This is a genomic window from Methylomarinovum caldicuralii, from assembly GCF_033126985.1.
In the GTDB taxonomy this organism is placed as follows: domain Bacteria; phylum Pseudomonadota; class Gammaproteobacteria; order Methylococcales; family Methylothermaceae; genus Methylohalobius; species Methylohalobius caldicuralii.
This window is the reverse complement of record NZ_AP024714.1, coordinates 349,919-365,443: the sequence shown is the minus strand read 5'-3', so window position 1 is coordinate 365,443 and position 15,525 is coordinate 349,919. Positions and strand designations below refer to the sequence as shown.

At 65.7% G+C, this 15,525-nt stretch carries 16 protein-coding genes; 10 read left to right on the top strand and 6 right to left on the bottom strand.

Annotated elements, in window-relative coordinates:
• Positions 1–28: 28 nt before the first annotated feature.
• The 3 genes from xseA to MCIT9_RS01890 form a co-directional block, all read right to left on the bottom strand.
• A complete protein-coding gene (xseA, locus tag MCIT9_RS01900; RefSeq protein ID WP_317705743.1) occupies positions 29–1,387 on the bottom strand; it encodes an exodeoxyribonuclease VII large subunit in 1,359 nt (452 codons plus the stop codon).
• Positions 1,387–1,782: an RNA-binding S4 domain-containing protein gene (locus MCIT9_RS01895; RefSeq protein ID WP_317705742.1), complete on the bottom strand. Its 396-nt coding sequence runs from the start codon at positions 1,780–1,782 to the stop codon at positions 1,387–1,389. The genes xseA and MCIT9_RS01895 overlap by 1 nt, the downstream gene beginning before the upstream one ends.
• 68 nt (positions 1,783–1,850) lie before the next feature.
• Positions 1,851–3,056 (bottom strand): EAL and HDOD domain-containing protein, encoded by a 1,206-nt coding sequence (locus MCIT9_RS01890; RefSeq protein WP_317705741.1) that lies wholly within the window; start codon positions 3,054–3,056, stop codon positions 1,851–1,853.
• Between the two features lie 114 nt (positions 3,057–3,170).
• Here MCIT9_RS01890 and MCIT9_RS01885 point away from each other — a divergent pair, with 114 nt between their 5' ends.
• Positions 3,171–3,554 (top strand): DUF6394 family protein, encoded by a 384-nt coding sequence (locus MCIT9_RS01885; RefSeq protein WP_286293155.1) that lies wholly within the window; start codon positions 3,171–3,173, stop codon positions 3,552–3,554.
• 6 nt (positions 3,555–3,560) lie between these two features.
• The gene (locus MCIT9_RS01880; protein ID WP_317705740.1) at positions 3,561–5,324 is read left to right on the top strand and encodes a potassium channel family protein; all 1,764 of its coding nucleotides are present in this window, start codon (positions 3,561–3,563) and stop codon (positions 5,322–5,324) included.
• Here MCIT9_RS01880 and ispH read toward each other — a convergent pair.
• On the bottom strand, positions 5,321–6,265 hold the full coding sequence (gene ispH / locus MCIT9_RS01875; RefSeq protein ID WP_317705739.1) for a 4-hydroxy-3-methylbut-2-enyl diphosphate reductase: 945 nt from the start codon (positions 6,263–6,265) through the stop codon (positions 5,321–5,323). The genes MCIT9_RS01880 and ispH overlap by 4 nt on opposite strands.
• Positions 6,266–6,416: 151 nt before the next feature.
• On the opposite strand from ispH, the gene hfq reads away from it, so the two are divergent.
• The 7 genes from hfq (at position 6,417) to MCIT9_RS01840 (ending at position 13,123) form a co-directional block, all read left to right on the top strand.
• Positions 6,417–6,665, top strand: coding sequence for an RNA chaperone Hfq (gene hfq / locus MCIT9_RS01870; protein ID WP_317705738.1), 249 nt, complete (start codon positions 6,417–6,419; stop codon positions 6,663–6,665).
• A 26-nt stretch (positions 6,666–6,691) separates the two neighbouring features.
• Positions 6,692–7,975 carry a ribosome rescue GTPase HflX gene (hflX, locus tag MCIT9_RS01865; protein ID WP_317705737.1) on the top strand — a complete coding sequence of 428 codons (1,284 nt, stop codon included), beginning with the start codon at positions 6,692–6,694 and terminating at the stop codon, positions 7,973–7,975.
• 65 nt (positions 7,976–8,040) lie between these two features.
• Positions 8,041–9,204: an FtsH protease activity modulator HflK gene (hflK, locus tag MCIT9_RS01860; protein WP_317705736.1), complete on the top strand. Its 1,164-nt coding sequence runs from the start codon at positions 8,041–8,043 to the stop codon at positions 9,202–9,204.
• Entirely contained in the window at positions 9,204–10,079 is an 876-nt protein-coding gene (gene hflC, locus MCIT9_RS01855; RefSeq protein ID WP_317705735.1) for a protease modulator HflC, read from the top strand. The genes hflK and hflC overlap by 1 nt, the downstream gene beginning before the upstream one ends.
• Before the next feature lie 77 nt (positions 10,080–10,156).
• A complete protein-coding gene (locus tag MCIT9_RS01850; RefSeq protein WP_317705734.1) occupies positions 10,157–11,344 on the top strand; it encodes an ATP phosphoribosyltransferase regulatory subunit in 1,188 nt (395 codons plus the stop codon).
• A 13-nt stretch (positions 11,345–11,357) separates the two neighbouring features.
• Positions 11,358–12,650, top strand: a complete 1,293-nt coding sequence (locus tag MCIT9_RS01845; protein ID WP_317705733.1) for an adenylosuccinate synthase — start codon at positions 11,358–11,360, stop codon at positions 12,648–12,650.
• A gap of 32 nt (positions 12,651–12,682) precedes the next feature.
• Positions 12,683–13,123 carry a RipA family octameric membrane protein gene (locus MCIT9_RS01840; protein WP_317705732.1) on the top strand — a complete coding sequence of 147 codons (441 nt, stop codon included), beginning with the start codon at positions 12,683–12,685 and terminating at the stop codon, positions 13,121–13,123.
• A 5-nt stretch (positions 13,124–13,128) separates the two neighbouring features.
• On the opposite strand, the gene MCIT9_RS01835 is transcribed toward MCIT9_RS01840, so the two are convergent.
• Together MCIT9_RS01835 and MCIT9_RS01830 are read right to left on the bottom strand one after the other, a co-directional pair.
• Entirely contained in the window at positions 13,129–13,695 is a 567-nt protein-coding gene (locus MCIT9_RS01835) for an MlaD family protein (protein ID WP_317705731.1), read from the bottom strand.
• Between the two features lie 4 nt (positions 13,696–13,699).
• A complete protein-coding gene (locus MCIT9_RS01830) occupies positions 13,700–14,605 on the bottom strand; it encodes a serine/threonine protein kinase (RefSeq protein ID WP_317705730.1) in 906 nt (301 codons plus the stop codon).
• A 53-nt stretch (positions 14,606–14,658) separates the two neighbouring features.
• Between MCIT9_RS01830 and MCIT9_RS01825 the strand changes: the two genes are divergently transcribed.
• Positions 14,659–15,525, top strand: a complete 867-nt coding sequence (locus MCIT9_RS01825) for a YicC/YloC family endoribonuclease (RefSeq protein ID WP_317705729.1) — start codon at positions 14,659–14,661, stop codon at positions 15,523–15,525.

Sequence of the window (15,525 nt, the reverse complement as noted above, 5' to 3'; positions counted from 1 at the left end):
AAAGGCGCCCCCTCGAGGGGCGCCTTTTTTAGTGCCCGGTTTTCTCCACCCGGCAGCGCAGCCGTCCCCGTGCCAGCTCTACCTCGACGGCATCCCCGGGGCGGACCTGGTCCGCCGCGGTCAGGACGTGTCCCTGTTCGTCGGTGACCAGGGCGTAGCCTCGTTCCAGTGTCGCCAGCGGACTGACCGCCGCCAGGGCCCGGCTGAGTGTGCTCAGGCGGGTGCGGGCCAGGGAGAGCCGTTGCGCCTGACTCTGATACAGGCGCTGCCGCAGGGTGAGCAGGGATTGTCGGTGCCGCTGCAGTCGTTGCTGCGGGGGGTGGCGCAGCAGCCGATGGCGGAGAACCTGCCACCGTTGCCGCCGTTCCCGGAAGTAACGGCTCTGTGCCCGCAGCAGCCGGGCCTCCAGTTCGTCGAGGCGCTGGGCGTGATCGCTCAGCCGCCGCCGGGGATGGAGGGCGTGCAACCGGCGCGCCAGCCACGCCGTATTGCGCTCGAGCCGGCCCAGCTGCTGCCGCATGGCCCGCTGCAGGCGTTCCCGCAGGCGGCGGATCTGGATCGTGACCACTTCGCCGTCCGGGCTGACGGTTTCGGCCGCGGCCGAGGGTGTCGGGGCGCGGTGGTCGGCGGCGAAGTCGGCGATGGTGAAGTCGATCTCATGGCCGATGCCGGTGACGACCGGAATCCGGCTGGCGCGGATCTCACGGGCAACCTGCTCCTCGTTGAAGGGCCAGAGATCCTCCAGGGAACCGCCGCCGCGCACCAGCAGCAGCACGTCGCAGACGCCGTGGCGGTTGGCGCGATCCAGGGCGGCGACGATTGCTTTCCCGGCCTGCTCCCCCTGGACCTGACACGGGTAGAGGATCACTTCCAGGGCGGCGAAGCGCCGTTGCAGCACCGTGAGCACGTCCCTGATCGCGGCGCCCGTCGGTGAGGTGATGACGCCGATGCGTTCCGGCCAGGCGGGGAGGGTCCGCTTGTGTTCGGCGGCGAACAGTCCCTCGGCCGCCAGGCGCTGCTTGAGGGCCTCGAAGGCCCGCCGCAGGGCGCCGTCGCCGGCAGGTTCCATGGTCTCCACCAGGAGTTGGTAATCTCCCCGCGGTTCGTACAGGCTCACCTGGGCTTTTACCAGGACCTGGAGGCCGTCTTCCGGCACGAAACCGAGGTCCTGATTGTGGCGCCGGAACATAGCGCAGCGCACCTGGGCCTTGGCGTCCTTGAGGCTGAAGTACCAGTGGCCGGAAGCTGGACGGGCCAGGTTGGAGATTTCCCCCTCGACCCAGAGTTTGGGAAAGCTGTCTGCCAGCAGCCATTTGACTTCGCGGTTGAGACGCGAGACGCTGTAAACGTCCCGCGCCTGATGGGACGGATCGACGACCGCCGCCATCAGTCCGCCCCCCGCTTGAAGCGGTGGATCAGGCGGCGCTGTTTCTTGTCCGGGCGGCGCTGGGGTTGGCCTGCAGCCTCCCGTTCGGCACGCCGGCGGGCCACCTCTTCCTGGCGGCGGGCGTGGCTTTCCGGGGTTTCCTCGTAGAGCAGGGCTGCCTCCTTGGCCGGGCGCCGCCGGGTTTCGAGGGCGACCACGGTGATCTCCCAGGTGTAGGGTTCCTTGGTGATCTCGATCCGGCTGCCAACGCCGATTTCCTTGCTGGGCTTGACCCGGTGACCGTCCACATGGACCTTTCCGCCCTTGATGGCTTCGGCGGCCAGGCTGCGGGTCTTGAAGAAACGGGCGGCCCAGAGCCACTTGTCCAGGCGCATGCGTTGAGAGGATTCGGACATGAGGAACGCCCCGGGGTTGTCGGCAGATTCCAGGTTTTGGCCTCCGAGGGCGGCTTCAGGTTCCGGGGTCAGTGCATTTCCGCCACGGCCGCCGCCGCCCAGCGCAGGCTTTCCAGATACAGCTCCCCCAATACCGGCAGGGGGAGATCGCGAAATCGGACGGCGTCCATTTTCCAATTTTCGTAGGCCAGGACGCAACCCAGCGCCTCGCCGCCGGGTCCCCGACCCAGCAAACCTTCGGCGACCGGCTTTGCCAGGGGTAGATGGGGCAGAATGTCCGCCATGGGTTTCTGGAGCACGCTTTCCAATATCGACAGCAAGCCTACCAGAAAGAAGCTGGCGGTGTCCGCCATATTGGCGGTTTCAGCCAGGCGTTCACACATTCTGGCACGGCAGAGAGAGAGGCGGAGCGTGTGGCCGGGAGATTCCGTGATCGCTTCGCTGAGCATCAGCAGGGTGGCCCAGCGTTTCAGTTCCGCCAGACCGAGGAGAACGATGGCGCGCTCGATGGAATCGACCCGTCCCGGCAGGGCGAAGCGGGCGGAATTGATGAATTTGAGCAGCTTGAAGCTGAGCCCTGGATCGGTGCGGACGATGGCGGCGAGGTTTTCGACCGTCACCTTGGGGTCGTTGATGGCTGCCAGCAGGCGCAGCTGGGCCAGACGGCCGGCGTCGATGCGTTTGCCGCGGACCAGTTGCGGTTTCTGCAGATGATAGCCCTGGAAGTAGTGAAAGCCGAGTTGGTGACAGCGTTGCAGGACAGCTTCGGTTTCCACCTTCTCCGCCAGCAGACGGACCCCGTAGGGCCGGAGTCTGCGGACCAGGGTTTCCAGTTCGCCGGCAGTATGGGCCAGGAGATCGACTTTGACGATACGGGCGAGTCGGACCAGGGGTTCCCAGGCCGGCTCGAAGACGAAGTCGTCCAGGGCGATGGTGTAGCCGGCTGCCGCCAGATCCCGGACCGCGGCGACCAGCTCGGCATCCACGGTCACGTCCTCCAGGATCTCCAGCACCACCCGCTCCTTGGGGAGGGCCCGGACCGCATTGGACAGCACGTTATCACGGGTGACATTGACGAAGGCGTAACCGTCGCCACACAGGGCATCGAGGCCGTATTCCAGCACGGCATCGACCAGCAGGCGTTCGCTGGCGCGGTCGCCGTCCGTCTCCGGAGACAGCCCCGGATCGGGGTCGCGGAACAGCAGCTCGTAACCGAATAGGCGCTGCTGGCGATCGAAAATGGGCTGGCGGCCGATCAGCAGGGGGCGTGACATCGAAATTCACTCCGGAGTTTTGCACTGTCGTAGGATTAAGGATAGTCGACGGATTCCGCTGTGGCGGCAAACGCGCGATAATGCGCCTTTCCCAAATCGGCCGCGAGGTAGCGCATGAATCTGGAAAAAGTCATCTTCGGTTTCTTCATCGTCCTGGCGTTGACCCTCAACTTCGGCTTTTTCCTCGGTGAGATGGACAATCCGCAGTATCACAACGCCTACGAATTGTTCGTGCTGGTGGTGGTCAACCTCATCGCCACCGGCCTGAAGCTGGGGGACCGGACCCAGATCGGCGCCATTCTCCTCTCCACCAGCCTGGTGGCGGATCTGGAATTGATCGCGGCGGCCATCTACTGGACCGTGGTGGTCCACGTGACCGAAACGGGGATGACCCCGGACGTGACCGCCAGCATTGTTTCCCTGAGCGGCGGGGCGCTGGTGGCCAACATCGTGTCGGTGGTGATGGTGGTGGCCGAGACCCTGATGCTGCGGCGCTGACCGGCCATGGCGATCCGTCCGCGACCGGTGAACAACCCGGTCATCTTCATCATCCTGCGCGAGATGCGCACCCCCATCCTGGTGCTCATCTGCGTCTATGCGGTGGCGATCCTCGGCATGGCGCTCATCCCCGGCCGCGACGGCGAGCCGATGAGCATCTTCCATGCCTTCTACTTCGTCATGTACACCGCCACCACCACCGGTTTCGGCGAGATTCCCGAGCAGTTCAGCGACGCCCAGCGCCTGTGGGCCATCGTCTGCCTGTTCGTCACCGTCATCACCTGGCTGTATTCCATCGGCGCCATCATCCGTCTGTTGCAGAACCGCTTCTTCCAGCTGGCGCGGGAGGAATGGCGTTTCATCGCCGCGGTGCGGCGTATCAGTGAGGATTACTACATCCTCTGCGGCTTCGGCGACACCGGCAGCCTGTTGGCCCGGGGCTTGAGCGACGCCGGCATTCCGGCGGTGGTGCTGGACAAGGACGAAAACCGCATCCGGGCGCTGAGGCTGCGCGACTACAACGTGCCGATGCCGGGGTTGTGCTGCGATGCCAGCGTGCCCCGCTTTCTCATCGACGCCGGGGTGCAGGCGCCCAACTGCAAGGGGGTGATCGCCCTGACCCACGACGAGGAGGTCAATCTCAAGATCGCCGCTGTCTCCCGCCTGCTCAACCCCAACATCCGTATCATCGCCGTGTCGGCCTCCCAGTTCCACGAAGAGACCCTGGCCACCCTGGGACATGACACCCATTTCGTGGATCCGTTCAAGGTATTCGCCCGGGGGCTGGGGGCGGCGATCGTCAACCCGCCGCTTTACGTACTCAACGAGTGGCTGTCCCACGCCCGGGGCGTGACCCTGGACATGCGTTTGCGGCTGCCGCCGCCGGGGCGCTGGATCATCTGCGGTTACGGCCGCATGGGGCGGGAGGTTCACCAGGTGTTGCACAGTTTCGGGGTGGAAACGGCGGTGATCGACCCGCATCCCCCCGAAGAGGACATCGACATCTACATCCGCGGCCGGGCCACCGCCAAGACCCTCAAGGCGGCGGGTATCCGCAAGGCGGTCGGGGTGGTGGCCGCCAACGACGACGACGGCCACAACCTCAGCATCATCATCAACGCCCGGGGGCTCAACCCCGGGGTGTTCATGATCGTGCGCCAGAACCGCCATGAGAACGAGGTGGCGTTCAACGCCGCCAATGCCGACATCATCATGCAGCCGTCGCTGGTGACGGCGCGCAAGATCCTGTTCATGATCACGGCGCCGTTGCTGCGGCCGTTCTTCAGCTTTCTGCTGCGCCGCCACCGCCTCGATGTCCGGTTCATGGAGCGGTTACTGACCCGCCTCAAGGAGACCATCGGCGACGAGTGGCCGCAGCTCGGGTCGGTGGTGCTGTCCGAAAAACAGGCGCCCGCCCTGTACCGGGCCTGGGAGGAGGGCGCCCGGATCCGCCTGGTGGATCTGCTGCGCGATCCGCGGGGGCGGGAGGCGCGTCTGGCGATCGTTCCCTTCGTCCTCCGTGGCCCTGATGAAAGACTGGCGTTCCTCCCGGAGGACGACGTGGAGGTGCGAGTGGGCGACGAGCTGCTGCTGTGCGGCACCGAGGCGGCCCTCACCTGGCTGGAGGCGACCCTCAACAACGAGCACCTGTTGTTCTATGTGGTGACCGGTCGCGACCTTCCCCACGGCTGGTTGTTGCGCTGGTTGTACCGCCAGCGTTACGGTGCCGCCGCCCTGTGCTGGTCACCGGCGGCCGAAACGGGCGCTTAGGCGGACTGGCGCAGCCCCTTGGGGATGGAGAACACCACTTTTTCCTCCACGCCGGGGGTTTCCTCCACCGTCTCGCCGCCCCATTCCCTGAGCCGGGCGATGACCTGCTGGACCAGCACTTCCGGCGCCGAGGCGCCGGCGGTGACCCCGACGGTGCGGGCGCCTTCGACCCACTCGCGCCGCAGCTGGGCGGCGTCGTCCAGCAGATAGGCCGGCGGGCCCAGCTTTTCGGCGATTTCCCGCAGGCGGTTTGAGTTGGAGCTGTTGGGAGAGCCGACCACCAGGACCACGTCGCACTGTCCGCCCAGTTTCTTCACCGCGTCCTGGCGGTTCTGGGTGGCGTAGCAGATGTCATCCTTCTTGGGGCCGACGATGTTGGGGAAACGGCGCTTGAGCGCGTCGACGACGGCCTTGGTATCGTCCATCGACAGCGTGGTCTGGGTCACATAGGCGAGATTGTCCGGGTCGTTGACCTGGAGCCTGTCCACGTCCTGTGGGGTTTCCACCAGGTAGATGCCGCCTTTGGGATTGTCGGTCTGGTACTGCCCCATGGTGCCTTCCACCTCCGGGTGGCCGGCGTGGCCGATGAAGATGATTTCCCGCCCTTCCCTGGCGAGGCGGTGGACCTCGATGTGAACCTTGGTCACCAGCGGGCAGGTGGCGTCGAAAACCTTGAGATTGCGCCTTTCGGCCTCTTCCTGCACCTGTTTGGAAACGCCGTGGGCGCTGAAGATCAGGGTGGCGCCCTCCGGGACCTCGTACAGCTCCTCGATGAAGATGGCCCCGCGGCGGCGCAGGTTGTCGACCACATAACGGTTGTGGACCACCTCGTGGCGCACGTAGACCGGTGCGCCGAAGGCGTCGATGGCGCGTTCGACGATTTCGATGGCCCGGTCGACACCGGCGCAGAAACCTCTGGGATTGGCGAGCAGAATTTGCATGGACTTGAACCTTGAGAATGGCTGATGGATGGGTTGAGGGAAAACTTTTCAACCTGGATCGCGTCTATGATAATGGCGCATGGCCAATTTGAATAGAATCTGTTTTAATACAAGCCATCCTTCCCGGGCAAAACAATAAGGAGAATTGCGGATGTCCAAAGGCCAGAATCTACAGGATCCGTTCCTGAACACGTTGCGGAAAGAGCACATTCCCGTCTCAGTCTATCTGGTCAACGGGATCAAGTTGCAGGGCAAGATCGACTCGTTCGATCAGTACGTCATCATGCTGAAGAATTCCGTCAGCCAGATGGTGTACAAGCACGCCATTTCCACCATCGTGCCGGCCCGGCCGGTGCGCATCCCCCACGGCAATCCGGACGAAGGCGGTCCCAGAGAATGAATGCGCCCCGATAGTCCGACCGGTTGATGCAGCTTTTCGAGCGTCCCGGCGCCGGTGAGCGCGCCGTTCTGGTTCACATCGCCACCACCTTCGACGAAGAGGATCTCGCCGAACTGGACGCCCTGGCCCGGGCCGCCGGGGCCGAGCCGGTGGCGACCGTGTCGGGCAGCCGGCAGCGTCCCGACCCCCGCTTCTTCATCGGCCGCGGCAAACTGGAGCAGTTGCGCCAGACCGTCGCCGCCCACGAGGCCGAACTGGTTCTGTTCAACCACGCCCTGTCCCCCAGCCAGGAACGCAACCTGGAACGCGAGCTCAAGGTCCGGGTGGTGGACCGTACCGGCCTGATCCTGGACATCTTCGCCCAGCGGGCCCGTTCCTACGAGGGCAAGCTGCAGGTGGAGCTGGCCCAGCTGCGCCACCTTTCGACCCGCCTGGTGCGGGGCTGGACCCACCTGGAGCGCCAGAAAGGCGGGATCGGCCTGCGCGGCCCGGGGGAAACCCAGCTTGAAACCGACCGCCGCCTGATCGGCCAGCGCATCCGCCAGATCCGCCAGCGTCTCGAACGGGTGGACAAGCACCGCGCCCAGGGGCGCAGCGCCCGCAGGAAGGCGGACCTGCCCACCATCGCCCTGGTGGGCTATACCAACGCCGGCAAGTCCACCCTGTTCAATGCGCTGACCGGCTCGGGGGTCTATGCCGCCGACCAGCTGTTCGCCACCCTCGATTCCACCCTGCGCCGCATCGAACTCGACAGCGGCGCGGCGGTGCTGGCCGACACCGTCGGCTTCATCCGCCACCTGCCCCACGAGCTGGTGGCCGCCTTCCGTTCCACCCTGCAGGAGACCTGCGAGGCCGAGGTGGTGCTGCACGTCATCGACGCCAGCCACCCGCGCCGGCGGGAGAACATCGAGGCGGTGTACGACGTCCTCGACGAACTCGGCGTGGCGCGGGACCGGGTGCTGGAAGTCTACAACCAGATCGACCGCCTCGACCGGCAGCCGCGGCTGGAGCGGGACGCGCAGGGCCGGCCGCGGCGGGTGTGGCTGTCGGCGGCCACCGGCGCCGGCCTGGAGCTGCTGAAGGAGGCCTTGGCCGAACGTCTGGGCGAGCACGTTTTCCGCGCCCGCGTGCATCTGCTTCCTGCGGAAGGATGCGTGCGCGCCCGGCTGTTCCGCCTGGGCAAAGTCCTGCGCGACGAGGTCGATCCCGACGGCGGCTGGAACATGGAAGTGGAGTTGCCCGAGCGTCACAGGGGCGTGCTCAGTCACCTGGCCGGGTATAATGGGGCCTCAAATGCGAATGAATGCTAAACTAGCGCCATTTGCGACCGCTGGGCGGTCGATTTTCCAAGAATCACAATCAGGAGCACAAATCCATGTCCTGGAATGAACCGGGTGGAGGCAAGAAAGACCCCTGGAGCGGTCAGGAGCCGGGCGGCAGTCCGCCGGACCTGGAGGAAATCATTCGGTCGCTGCAGGAAAAGATCGGCCGCCTGTTCGGCGGTGGCGGCGGTGGTGCTGCGGCATCGGCGTTCGTCGTCTGGGCGCTGGTCGGCATCGTCTTCATCCTGTGGCTGCTGTCCGGTTTCTACATCGTCGACGAGGGCAACCGTGGGGTCGTGACCCGTTTCGGGCGCTACACCGAGACCACGATGCCGGGGCTGCACTGGCACATTCCCTATCCGGTGGAGGCTGTCGACATCGTCGATGTGGAACACCAGCGTTTCCTCGAGGTGGGTTACCGCACCGGGGTCGGGTCGGTGCCCCAGGAAGCCCTGATGCTCACCGGGGATGAGAACATCGTCGATGTGCGCCTGGCGGTGCAGTACACCATCAGCAGCGCCCGGGATTTCCTCTTCAACATCAATGACCCGGAAAAGACCCTGCGTGAAGTGACCGAAAGCGCCTTGCGTGAGGTCGTGGGACAGCACACCATGGATTTCGTCCTCACCGAAGGCCGCAGCGAGATCGCCGCCGACGTGAAAAAGCTGGTGCAGCAGATCATGAACAGTTACGGTTCCGGCATCGCCGTCGAAACCGTCAACCTGGTGGACGCCCAGCCGCCGGAGGAAGTGCAGGCTGCCTTCGAGGACGCCATCAAGGCCCGGGAGGACAAACAGCGCTTCATCAACGAAGCCCAGGCCTATGCCAACGAGGTGATTCCAAAGGCCCGCGGTCAGGCCGCGCGCATCCTCGAGGAAGCCCAGGGGTACAAACAGAAGATGATCGCCAAGGCCCAGGGTGAGGCCAGCCGTTTCGAGCAGATCCTGGCCGAGTACGAACAGGCGCCGGAAGTGACCCGGACCCGCCTGTATCTCGACGCCCTGGAGGCGGTGTTCAGCAAGACGGAGACGATCATGGTGGACGTGAAAGGGGGCAACAACCTGCTCTATCTGCCGCTCGACCGCTTCAAGGCGGCACCGGCGCCAAACCTGCCCCATTCGCAGCCGGTCCTCAGCGGGCCGGCGGCGGCCCAGCAGATGCTGCAGCGCCAGCCGCTGCGCCGGGTGGTGCGCAGCCGTGAAGGGAGGGGACGCTGATGGCACAGTCGAAATGGGGATTGGGCCTGCTGGTCCTGCTGTTGTTCCTCGGTTACAACTCGGCATTCACCGTCCACGAAACCGAAAAGGCGATCAAGTTCCGCTTCGGTGAGATCGTCCGCTACGACTACAAGCCGGGCCTGCACTTCAAGGTGCCGGTTCCGGTGTGGAACAGCGTCAAGAAGTTCGATGCCCGCATTCTCACCCTGGATTCGAAGCCGGAGCGCTTTTTGACCTCGGAGAAGAAGAACGTCATCGTCGATTCCTTCGTCAAGTGGCGGATCAAGAACGTCAAGACCTTCTACATCACTGTCGGCGGCGATCCGCGTCAGGCCAACATCCGCCTGGACCAGATCATCAAGGACGAGCTGCGCAGCGAGTTCGGCAAGCGCACCATCCGCCAGCTGGTGTCCACCGACCGCGAGGTGATCCGTCAGATTCTCCTCAAGGCGACCAAGCCGATCGCCGAAAAGCTGGGGATCGAGATCATCGACATTCGCATCAAGCGCATCGATCTGCCGCCGCGGGTGTCCAGCTCGGTGTACGAGCGGATGCGTTCCGAGCGTTCCCGGGTGGCCAAGGAATTCCGCTCGCAAGGGATGGAAGCGGCCGAACGCATCAAGGCCGATGCCGACCGCCAGCGCGAGGTGATCATCGCCGAGGCCCGCCGCGATGCGGAAAAGATCCGCGGTGAAGGGGACGCCGTCGCCTCGGACATCTACGCCAAGGCCTACGGCAAGAACGAGGAGTTCTTCGCCTTCTATCGCAGCTTGAACGCCTATCAGAAGTCGTTCGACCAGGAGCGGGACATGATCGTCCTCGAGCCGGCTTCGGACTTCTTCCGCTACTTCAAGCACGAGAAGCCGACGCACTGAGCGTCCCGGCTGAACCGGGTGCCGGTTCCGATGTCAATCGGGACCGGCCTTCGTTTGTGGATTCGGAGTCGCCATTCATGCCTCAAGGACTTCCCACCGACCGCTGGCTGCTGCCGGCCGGCATCGAGGAGCTGCTGCCGGCGGAAGCCGCCCGCCTGGAAACCTTGCGCCGCCGCCTGCTCGACACCTGCGGCGCCTGGGGATACGAACAGGTGGTGCCGCCGCTGATCGAGTTCCTCGACGCCCTGCTGACCGCCAGCGGTCACGATCTGGAACTGCAGACCTTCAAGCTGACCGACCCCTTGAGCGGCCGCCTGCTGGGGGTGCGCGCCGACATGACCCCCCAGGTGGCGCGCATCGACGCCCACAATCTCAAGCGCGAGGGACCGACCCGGCTCTGTTACGTGGGCACGGTGCTGCGGGCCTACGGTGATCCCCTCGAGCCCTCGCGTAGCCCGGTGCAGATCGGCGCCGAACTCTACGGTCACGCCGGTCTCGAGGCCGACCTGGAAATTATCCGCCTGATGCTGGCGCTTCTGGCCGAGAGCGGCATCACCGACGTCCACCTGGACCTGGGGCACGTGGGGATCTATCGCTATCTGGCGCAGGCCGCCGGCCTGGACGCGGATAGCGAGGCGATGCTGTTTTCCATCCTGCAGCGCAAGTCCCGCCCCGATCTCGATGCCTTCCTGGGCGGACTCGACATTCCGCTGCCGCTCCAGGCCCAGCTGGCGGCGCTGATCGAGCTCAACGGCGGCGATGAGGTGCTTTCCGATGCCCGGGCCCGCCTGAGCGGCGATGAGGTTGCCGGGGCGATCGACGCCCTGGCCCGGGTGGCGCAATCGCTGCGGCGTGTGCATCCGGGGCTGCCGATCCACTTCGATCTGGCCGAATTGCGTGGCTATCACTACCATACCGGTCTGGTGTTCGCCGCCCTGGTGCCCAACGTGGGACGGGAGATCGCCCGTGGCGGGCGCTACGACGCCATCGGCGCCGTGTTCGGCCGGGCGCGGCCGGCGGTGGGTTTCAGCGCCGATCTCAAACAGCTGATGCGCCTGGGTGAACTGCCCGACGCTGGCCCGCGGCGCCGGGTATGGGCGCCGGCGGGCGACGACCCCGAGCTGCTGGAGGCGATCCGTCAACTGCGGGCCGAGGGTTGGCAGGTGCTCCAGGCCCTGCCGGGACAGGCCGGGGCGGAGGCCGATTGCAACTGGCGTCTGGTGCGGCAGGACGGACGTTACCGGACACAACCGATAATCGACTGACTTGTACGAGCACATGGGAAAGAACGTCATCATCATCGGCACCCAGTGGGGTGACGAAGGCAAGGGAAAGATCGTCGACTGGCTCACCGACCGGGTCGATGCGGTGGTACGCCCCCAAGGGGGGCACAATGCCGGCCATACGCTGGTCATCGACGGCCATAAGACCGTGCTCCACCTGATCCCCTCCGGCGCTCTGCACGTGGGGGTGGAGTGCCTCATCGGCAACGGTGTGGTGCTGTCCCCCCCCGATCTGCTGGCGGAGATCGAGAGCCTGGAAAAAGCCGGTGTGGAAATCCGCCCCCGTCTCGGGATCAGCGCCGCCTGCCCCCTGCTGCTGCCGGTGCACGTGGCCTTGGATCACGCCCGTGAAGCGGCCCGCGGCGCCAAGGCCATCGGCACCACCGGACGCGGTATCGGGCCGGCTTACGAGGACAAGGTGGCCCGCCGCAGCCTGCGCGCCGAAGACTGGTTTCATCCGGAGCGGCTGGCGGAGAAGTTGAACGAGTTGCTGGATTATCACAATTTCATGCTGACCCGCTTCTACGCTCAGCCGGCGGTCGATCCCGCCCGCGCCCTTGACGAACTGCTGGCCTGGGGGGAGCAGCTGCGGCCCCTGGTGATCGACGTGGGCGCCCGGCTCGACGCCCTGCGGCGCCAGGGTGCCGACCTGCTGTTCGAAGGCGCCCAGGGCGCCCTGCTGGACATCGACCACGGTACCTATCCCTTCGTCACCTCCTCCAACACCACCGCCGGCGTGGCGGCCTGTGGTAGCGGGGTGGGGCCGCGGGATTTCGACTACGTCCTTGGCATCACCAAGGCCTATTCCACCCGGGTCGGCAACGGGCCGTTCCCGACCGAACTCCACGATGCCGTGGGACGGCATCTGGCGGAAAAGGGGCAGGAATTCGGGGCCACCACCGGGCGGCCGCGGCGCTGCGGCTGGTTCGATACGGTGGCGATGCGCAAATCCGTCCGCCTCAACAGCCTGTCGGGCATCTGCCTGACCAAGCTCGACGTGCTCGACGGCCTGGAACAGGTCGCCCTGTGCGTGGCCTACCGTCTCGACAGCCAGGTGCTGGACCACACGCCGCTGAGTGCCGAGGATTACGCCCGTTGCGAGCCGGTTCTGGAAACCCTGCCGGGCTGGCGGGAAAGCACCTTCGGCCTCACCCGCCTGGAGGATCTGCCGGCCAACGCCAGGGCTTATATCCGCCGTATCGAGGAACTGCTGGCGGTGCCGGTGACCATCCTCTCCACCGGGCCGGATCGTCAGCAGACCATCGTGCTGGAACATCCCTTCGACTGAAGGGCCGCTCTGGAACAGACAAGGGGGGAAGCATGACCGTGCATCCACACCATCTGGACGAGATCGACGTCGAAGTGCTGCTGGAGCTTTACCGCCAGGCGTGTATCAACGCCCGCGCCTACATCCGGCTGCGTTATCTGCGCTTTGCCATCTTCGTCGCCATCAACGCCGTGGTCGGGGCCGCCACCTTCGCCATCGCCGAGTTGCATCCCTATCACATCTACATCGCCCTGTTCGGCATCGTGCTCACGGTGCTGTTCTGGATCCTCGACAGCCGGACCCAGAAGTTCTACGACCTCAAGTGCCGCCGGATCCTGGCCTGCGAGAAGCTGCTGGGGGTGGCGGACTATTTCGTTCCCTTCACGGAAGAGGCGCCGCCCGGACTGCCGATCCGGATATTGATGCATCTGATTTTCGCCACCATCCTGGCTGGTTGGCTGGTGCTGGAGCTGCTGATCGTCCTGCAGCCCTGACGGCGTCACAGGTCCATCGGCTCGGGCGTATGCCGCCGCTGGGGGGACGGCCGCCGGGGGAACAGCCTTTTCTCCAGCTCGCGGGCCGTCTCCTCCATCTGCCGGTAAAGTTCTTCCAGCTGGCGCTGCAATTGCCGGAACTGCGGCGATTCGGGCAGGCGCTGCAGTTCCTTCAGCGCCTGCTCCATGTTCTGCAACAGGGGGGAAAGGAAGTCGGCGGGCACCTCCGTCCCCTCCACGACGGCGCCGTCACGCAGGGGCTTTCCCTCCGGGGCGGGGACGATGTAGAGGCAGCGGCGCCCGGGCCGGCCCGGATCGGGCTGGGCGCGGAACAGCGAACCGGTCGTCACCTGCCGGCGGAATCCGGATGCGATCTGCACCTGCACCCACCAGCTGCCGTCTTCGACGCGCTTGACAGCCACGACCTTGCCCGCCTGACGTCCCGCCAGCAGCACCCGGTCTTCCGCCTGCAGCCCGGGCGATTGCCCGAAGCGGACGTAAAAGTCCAGATCGCCCAGCTGGCAACCGAGCAGCACCAGAACCAGGAGGAGCCAGACGTTCTTTGGTTTCATCGCATCAACCTTCGGAAGTCAACAAAGTGCGCAGTTCGGCCGCCGTCTGGGGGCGTTTTCCCGGCTCCAGCGCCAGGCAGCGGTCGATCGCTTCGAGGAAAGGGCGTGGGCGCTGCCTCGCCGCGGTGGCGGCGAGGGGCGCGAGCGGGTCCTGTTCCAGGCGGCGGGAGGCTTCGGGCAGGGGGCGTCGTTCCAGGCAGTAGCGCAGGGTGGCCCCGAGGCCATAGAAGTCGCTCCAGGGTCCCAGGGGCCAGCGGTTGCCATACTGTTCGGGCGGTGAGAATCCGGGGGTGCGGACCTTGCCCGGGCGACGCCAGTCGGCTGCGGCGGGAAACGGGCGGGCGGCGCCGAAGTCGAGCAACAGGGGGCTGCCGTCGGGACGGATGAGGATGTTCTCCGGCTTCAGGTCCAGATGCACGAAACCGTGACCGTGGATGCATTCGAGGGCGGACAGCAGCGCCAGGGCCAGCTGTCGCAGGAAGGCGGTGTTCAGCTGCCGGGGACGGTGTTTCAGGTGCCAGGAGAGCAGTTTGCCGTAGTCGTAGCTCATGACCATGTAGACGGTCGCGTTGGCGTGGAAAAAACTGTTGACCTCGACGATGTTGGGATGTTTCAGGGTCGCCAGCATCTGCGCCTCGGCCACGAACAGTTTCCGTCCCCGCAGGAAGGCGCTGCAGCAGTCCTCGTCGTTGGGGACCACGGCGCCGTTCCAGTCGCGGTAGGCGAGACGGCGGGGGAGGTACTCCTTGATCGCCACCTGGGTCATGTCTTCCAGCCGCCGGGCCAGATAGACCGCGCTGAAACCGCCGTCGGCCAGCGGGCGCTCGATGACGTATCGGTCCACCACCAGCCCGCTGGGGAGGTGGTCGAAGGGGCGCTCGGGCGGCGGCTCGGGGCGGCGGGCTTTCATCTGTCGTGGATTGCGCTTACCATCATGTCCCTTAAGCATAGATGGAAGAGGCCATGATCAAAAGCATGACGGCGTTTGCCGAGGCCCAGGCGCGGGCCGAACCTTACGCGGTGCGCTGGGAAATCCGCTCGGTCAATTCCCGCTATCTGGATCTGATCCCGCGGCTGCCGGAAAATTTCCGCTTCCTGGAGCCGGAGATCCGCCAGCGCGTCTCCCGGCGGCTGAAACGGGGCAAGGTGGAGTGCGCCCTGCGTCTGGATCCCCTGCCGGATGTGGAGTGGACCTTCGCGCTCAACCAGCCGCTGGTGACCGCGCTGGTGCGGGCGCTCGTGGGCATCGAGGCCCGGTTGCCGGCCTCGACCCCGCCTTCCCCGACCGACGTGGCGCGCTGGCCCGGGGTGCTGAAGGAGCCGGAGGTGGACCGCGAGACCTTGGGAGGCGCCATTCTGGAGGCGCTCGACCAGGCCCTGACGCAGCTGGTTGCGGTCCGGCAGCGGGAGGGCGAGCGGCTGGCGCAGTTCCTGCGCCAGCGGGTGCAGGAACTGCGCCTCTGGGGGGCCGAAGCGCGGCAGCGTCTGCCGCAGGCCCTGGCCGCGCTGCGGGAGAAGCTGACCGCCCGCATCGAGGAAGTCTGCGCCGAACCGGACCGCGACCGCCTCGAACAGGAATTGGTGTATCTGGCGCAGAAACTGGACGTCAGCGAGGAACTGGACCGGCTCGATACCCATCTGGACGAGGTCGAGCGCCTCCTGACCCAAGATGCGCCGGTGGGGCGGCGGCTGGACTTTCTGTGTCAGGAAATGAACCGCGAGGCCAACACCCTGGCCGCCAAGGCCGCCTCCACCGCCCTGACCCAGTGCGCCCTGGAGATGAAGGTGCTGATCGAACAGATGCGCGAACAGGTACAGAACATCGAGTGA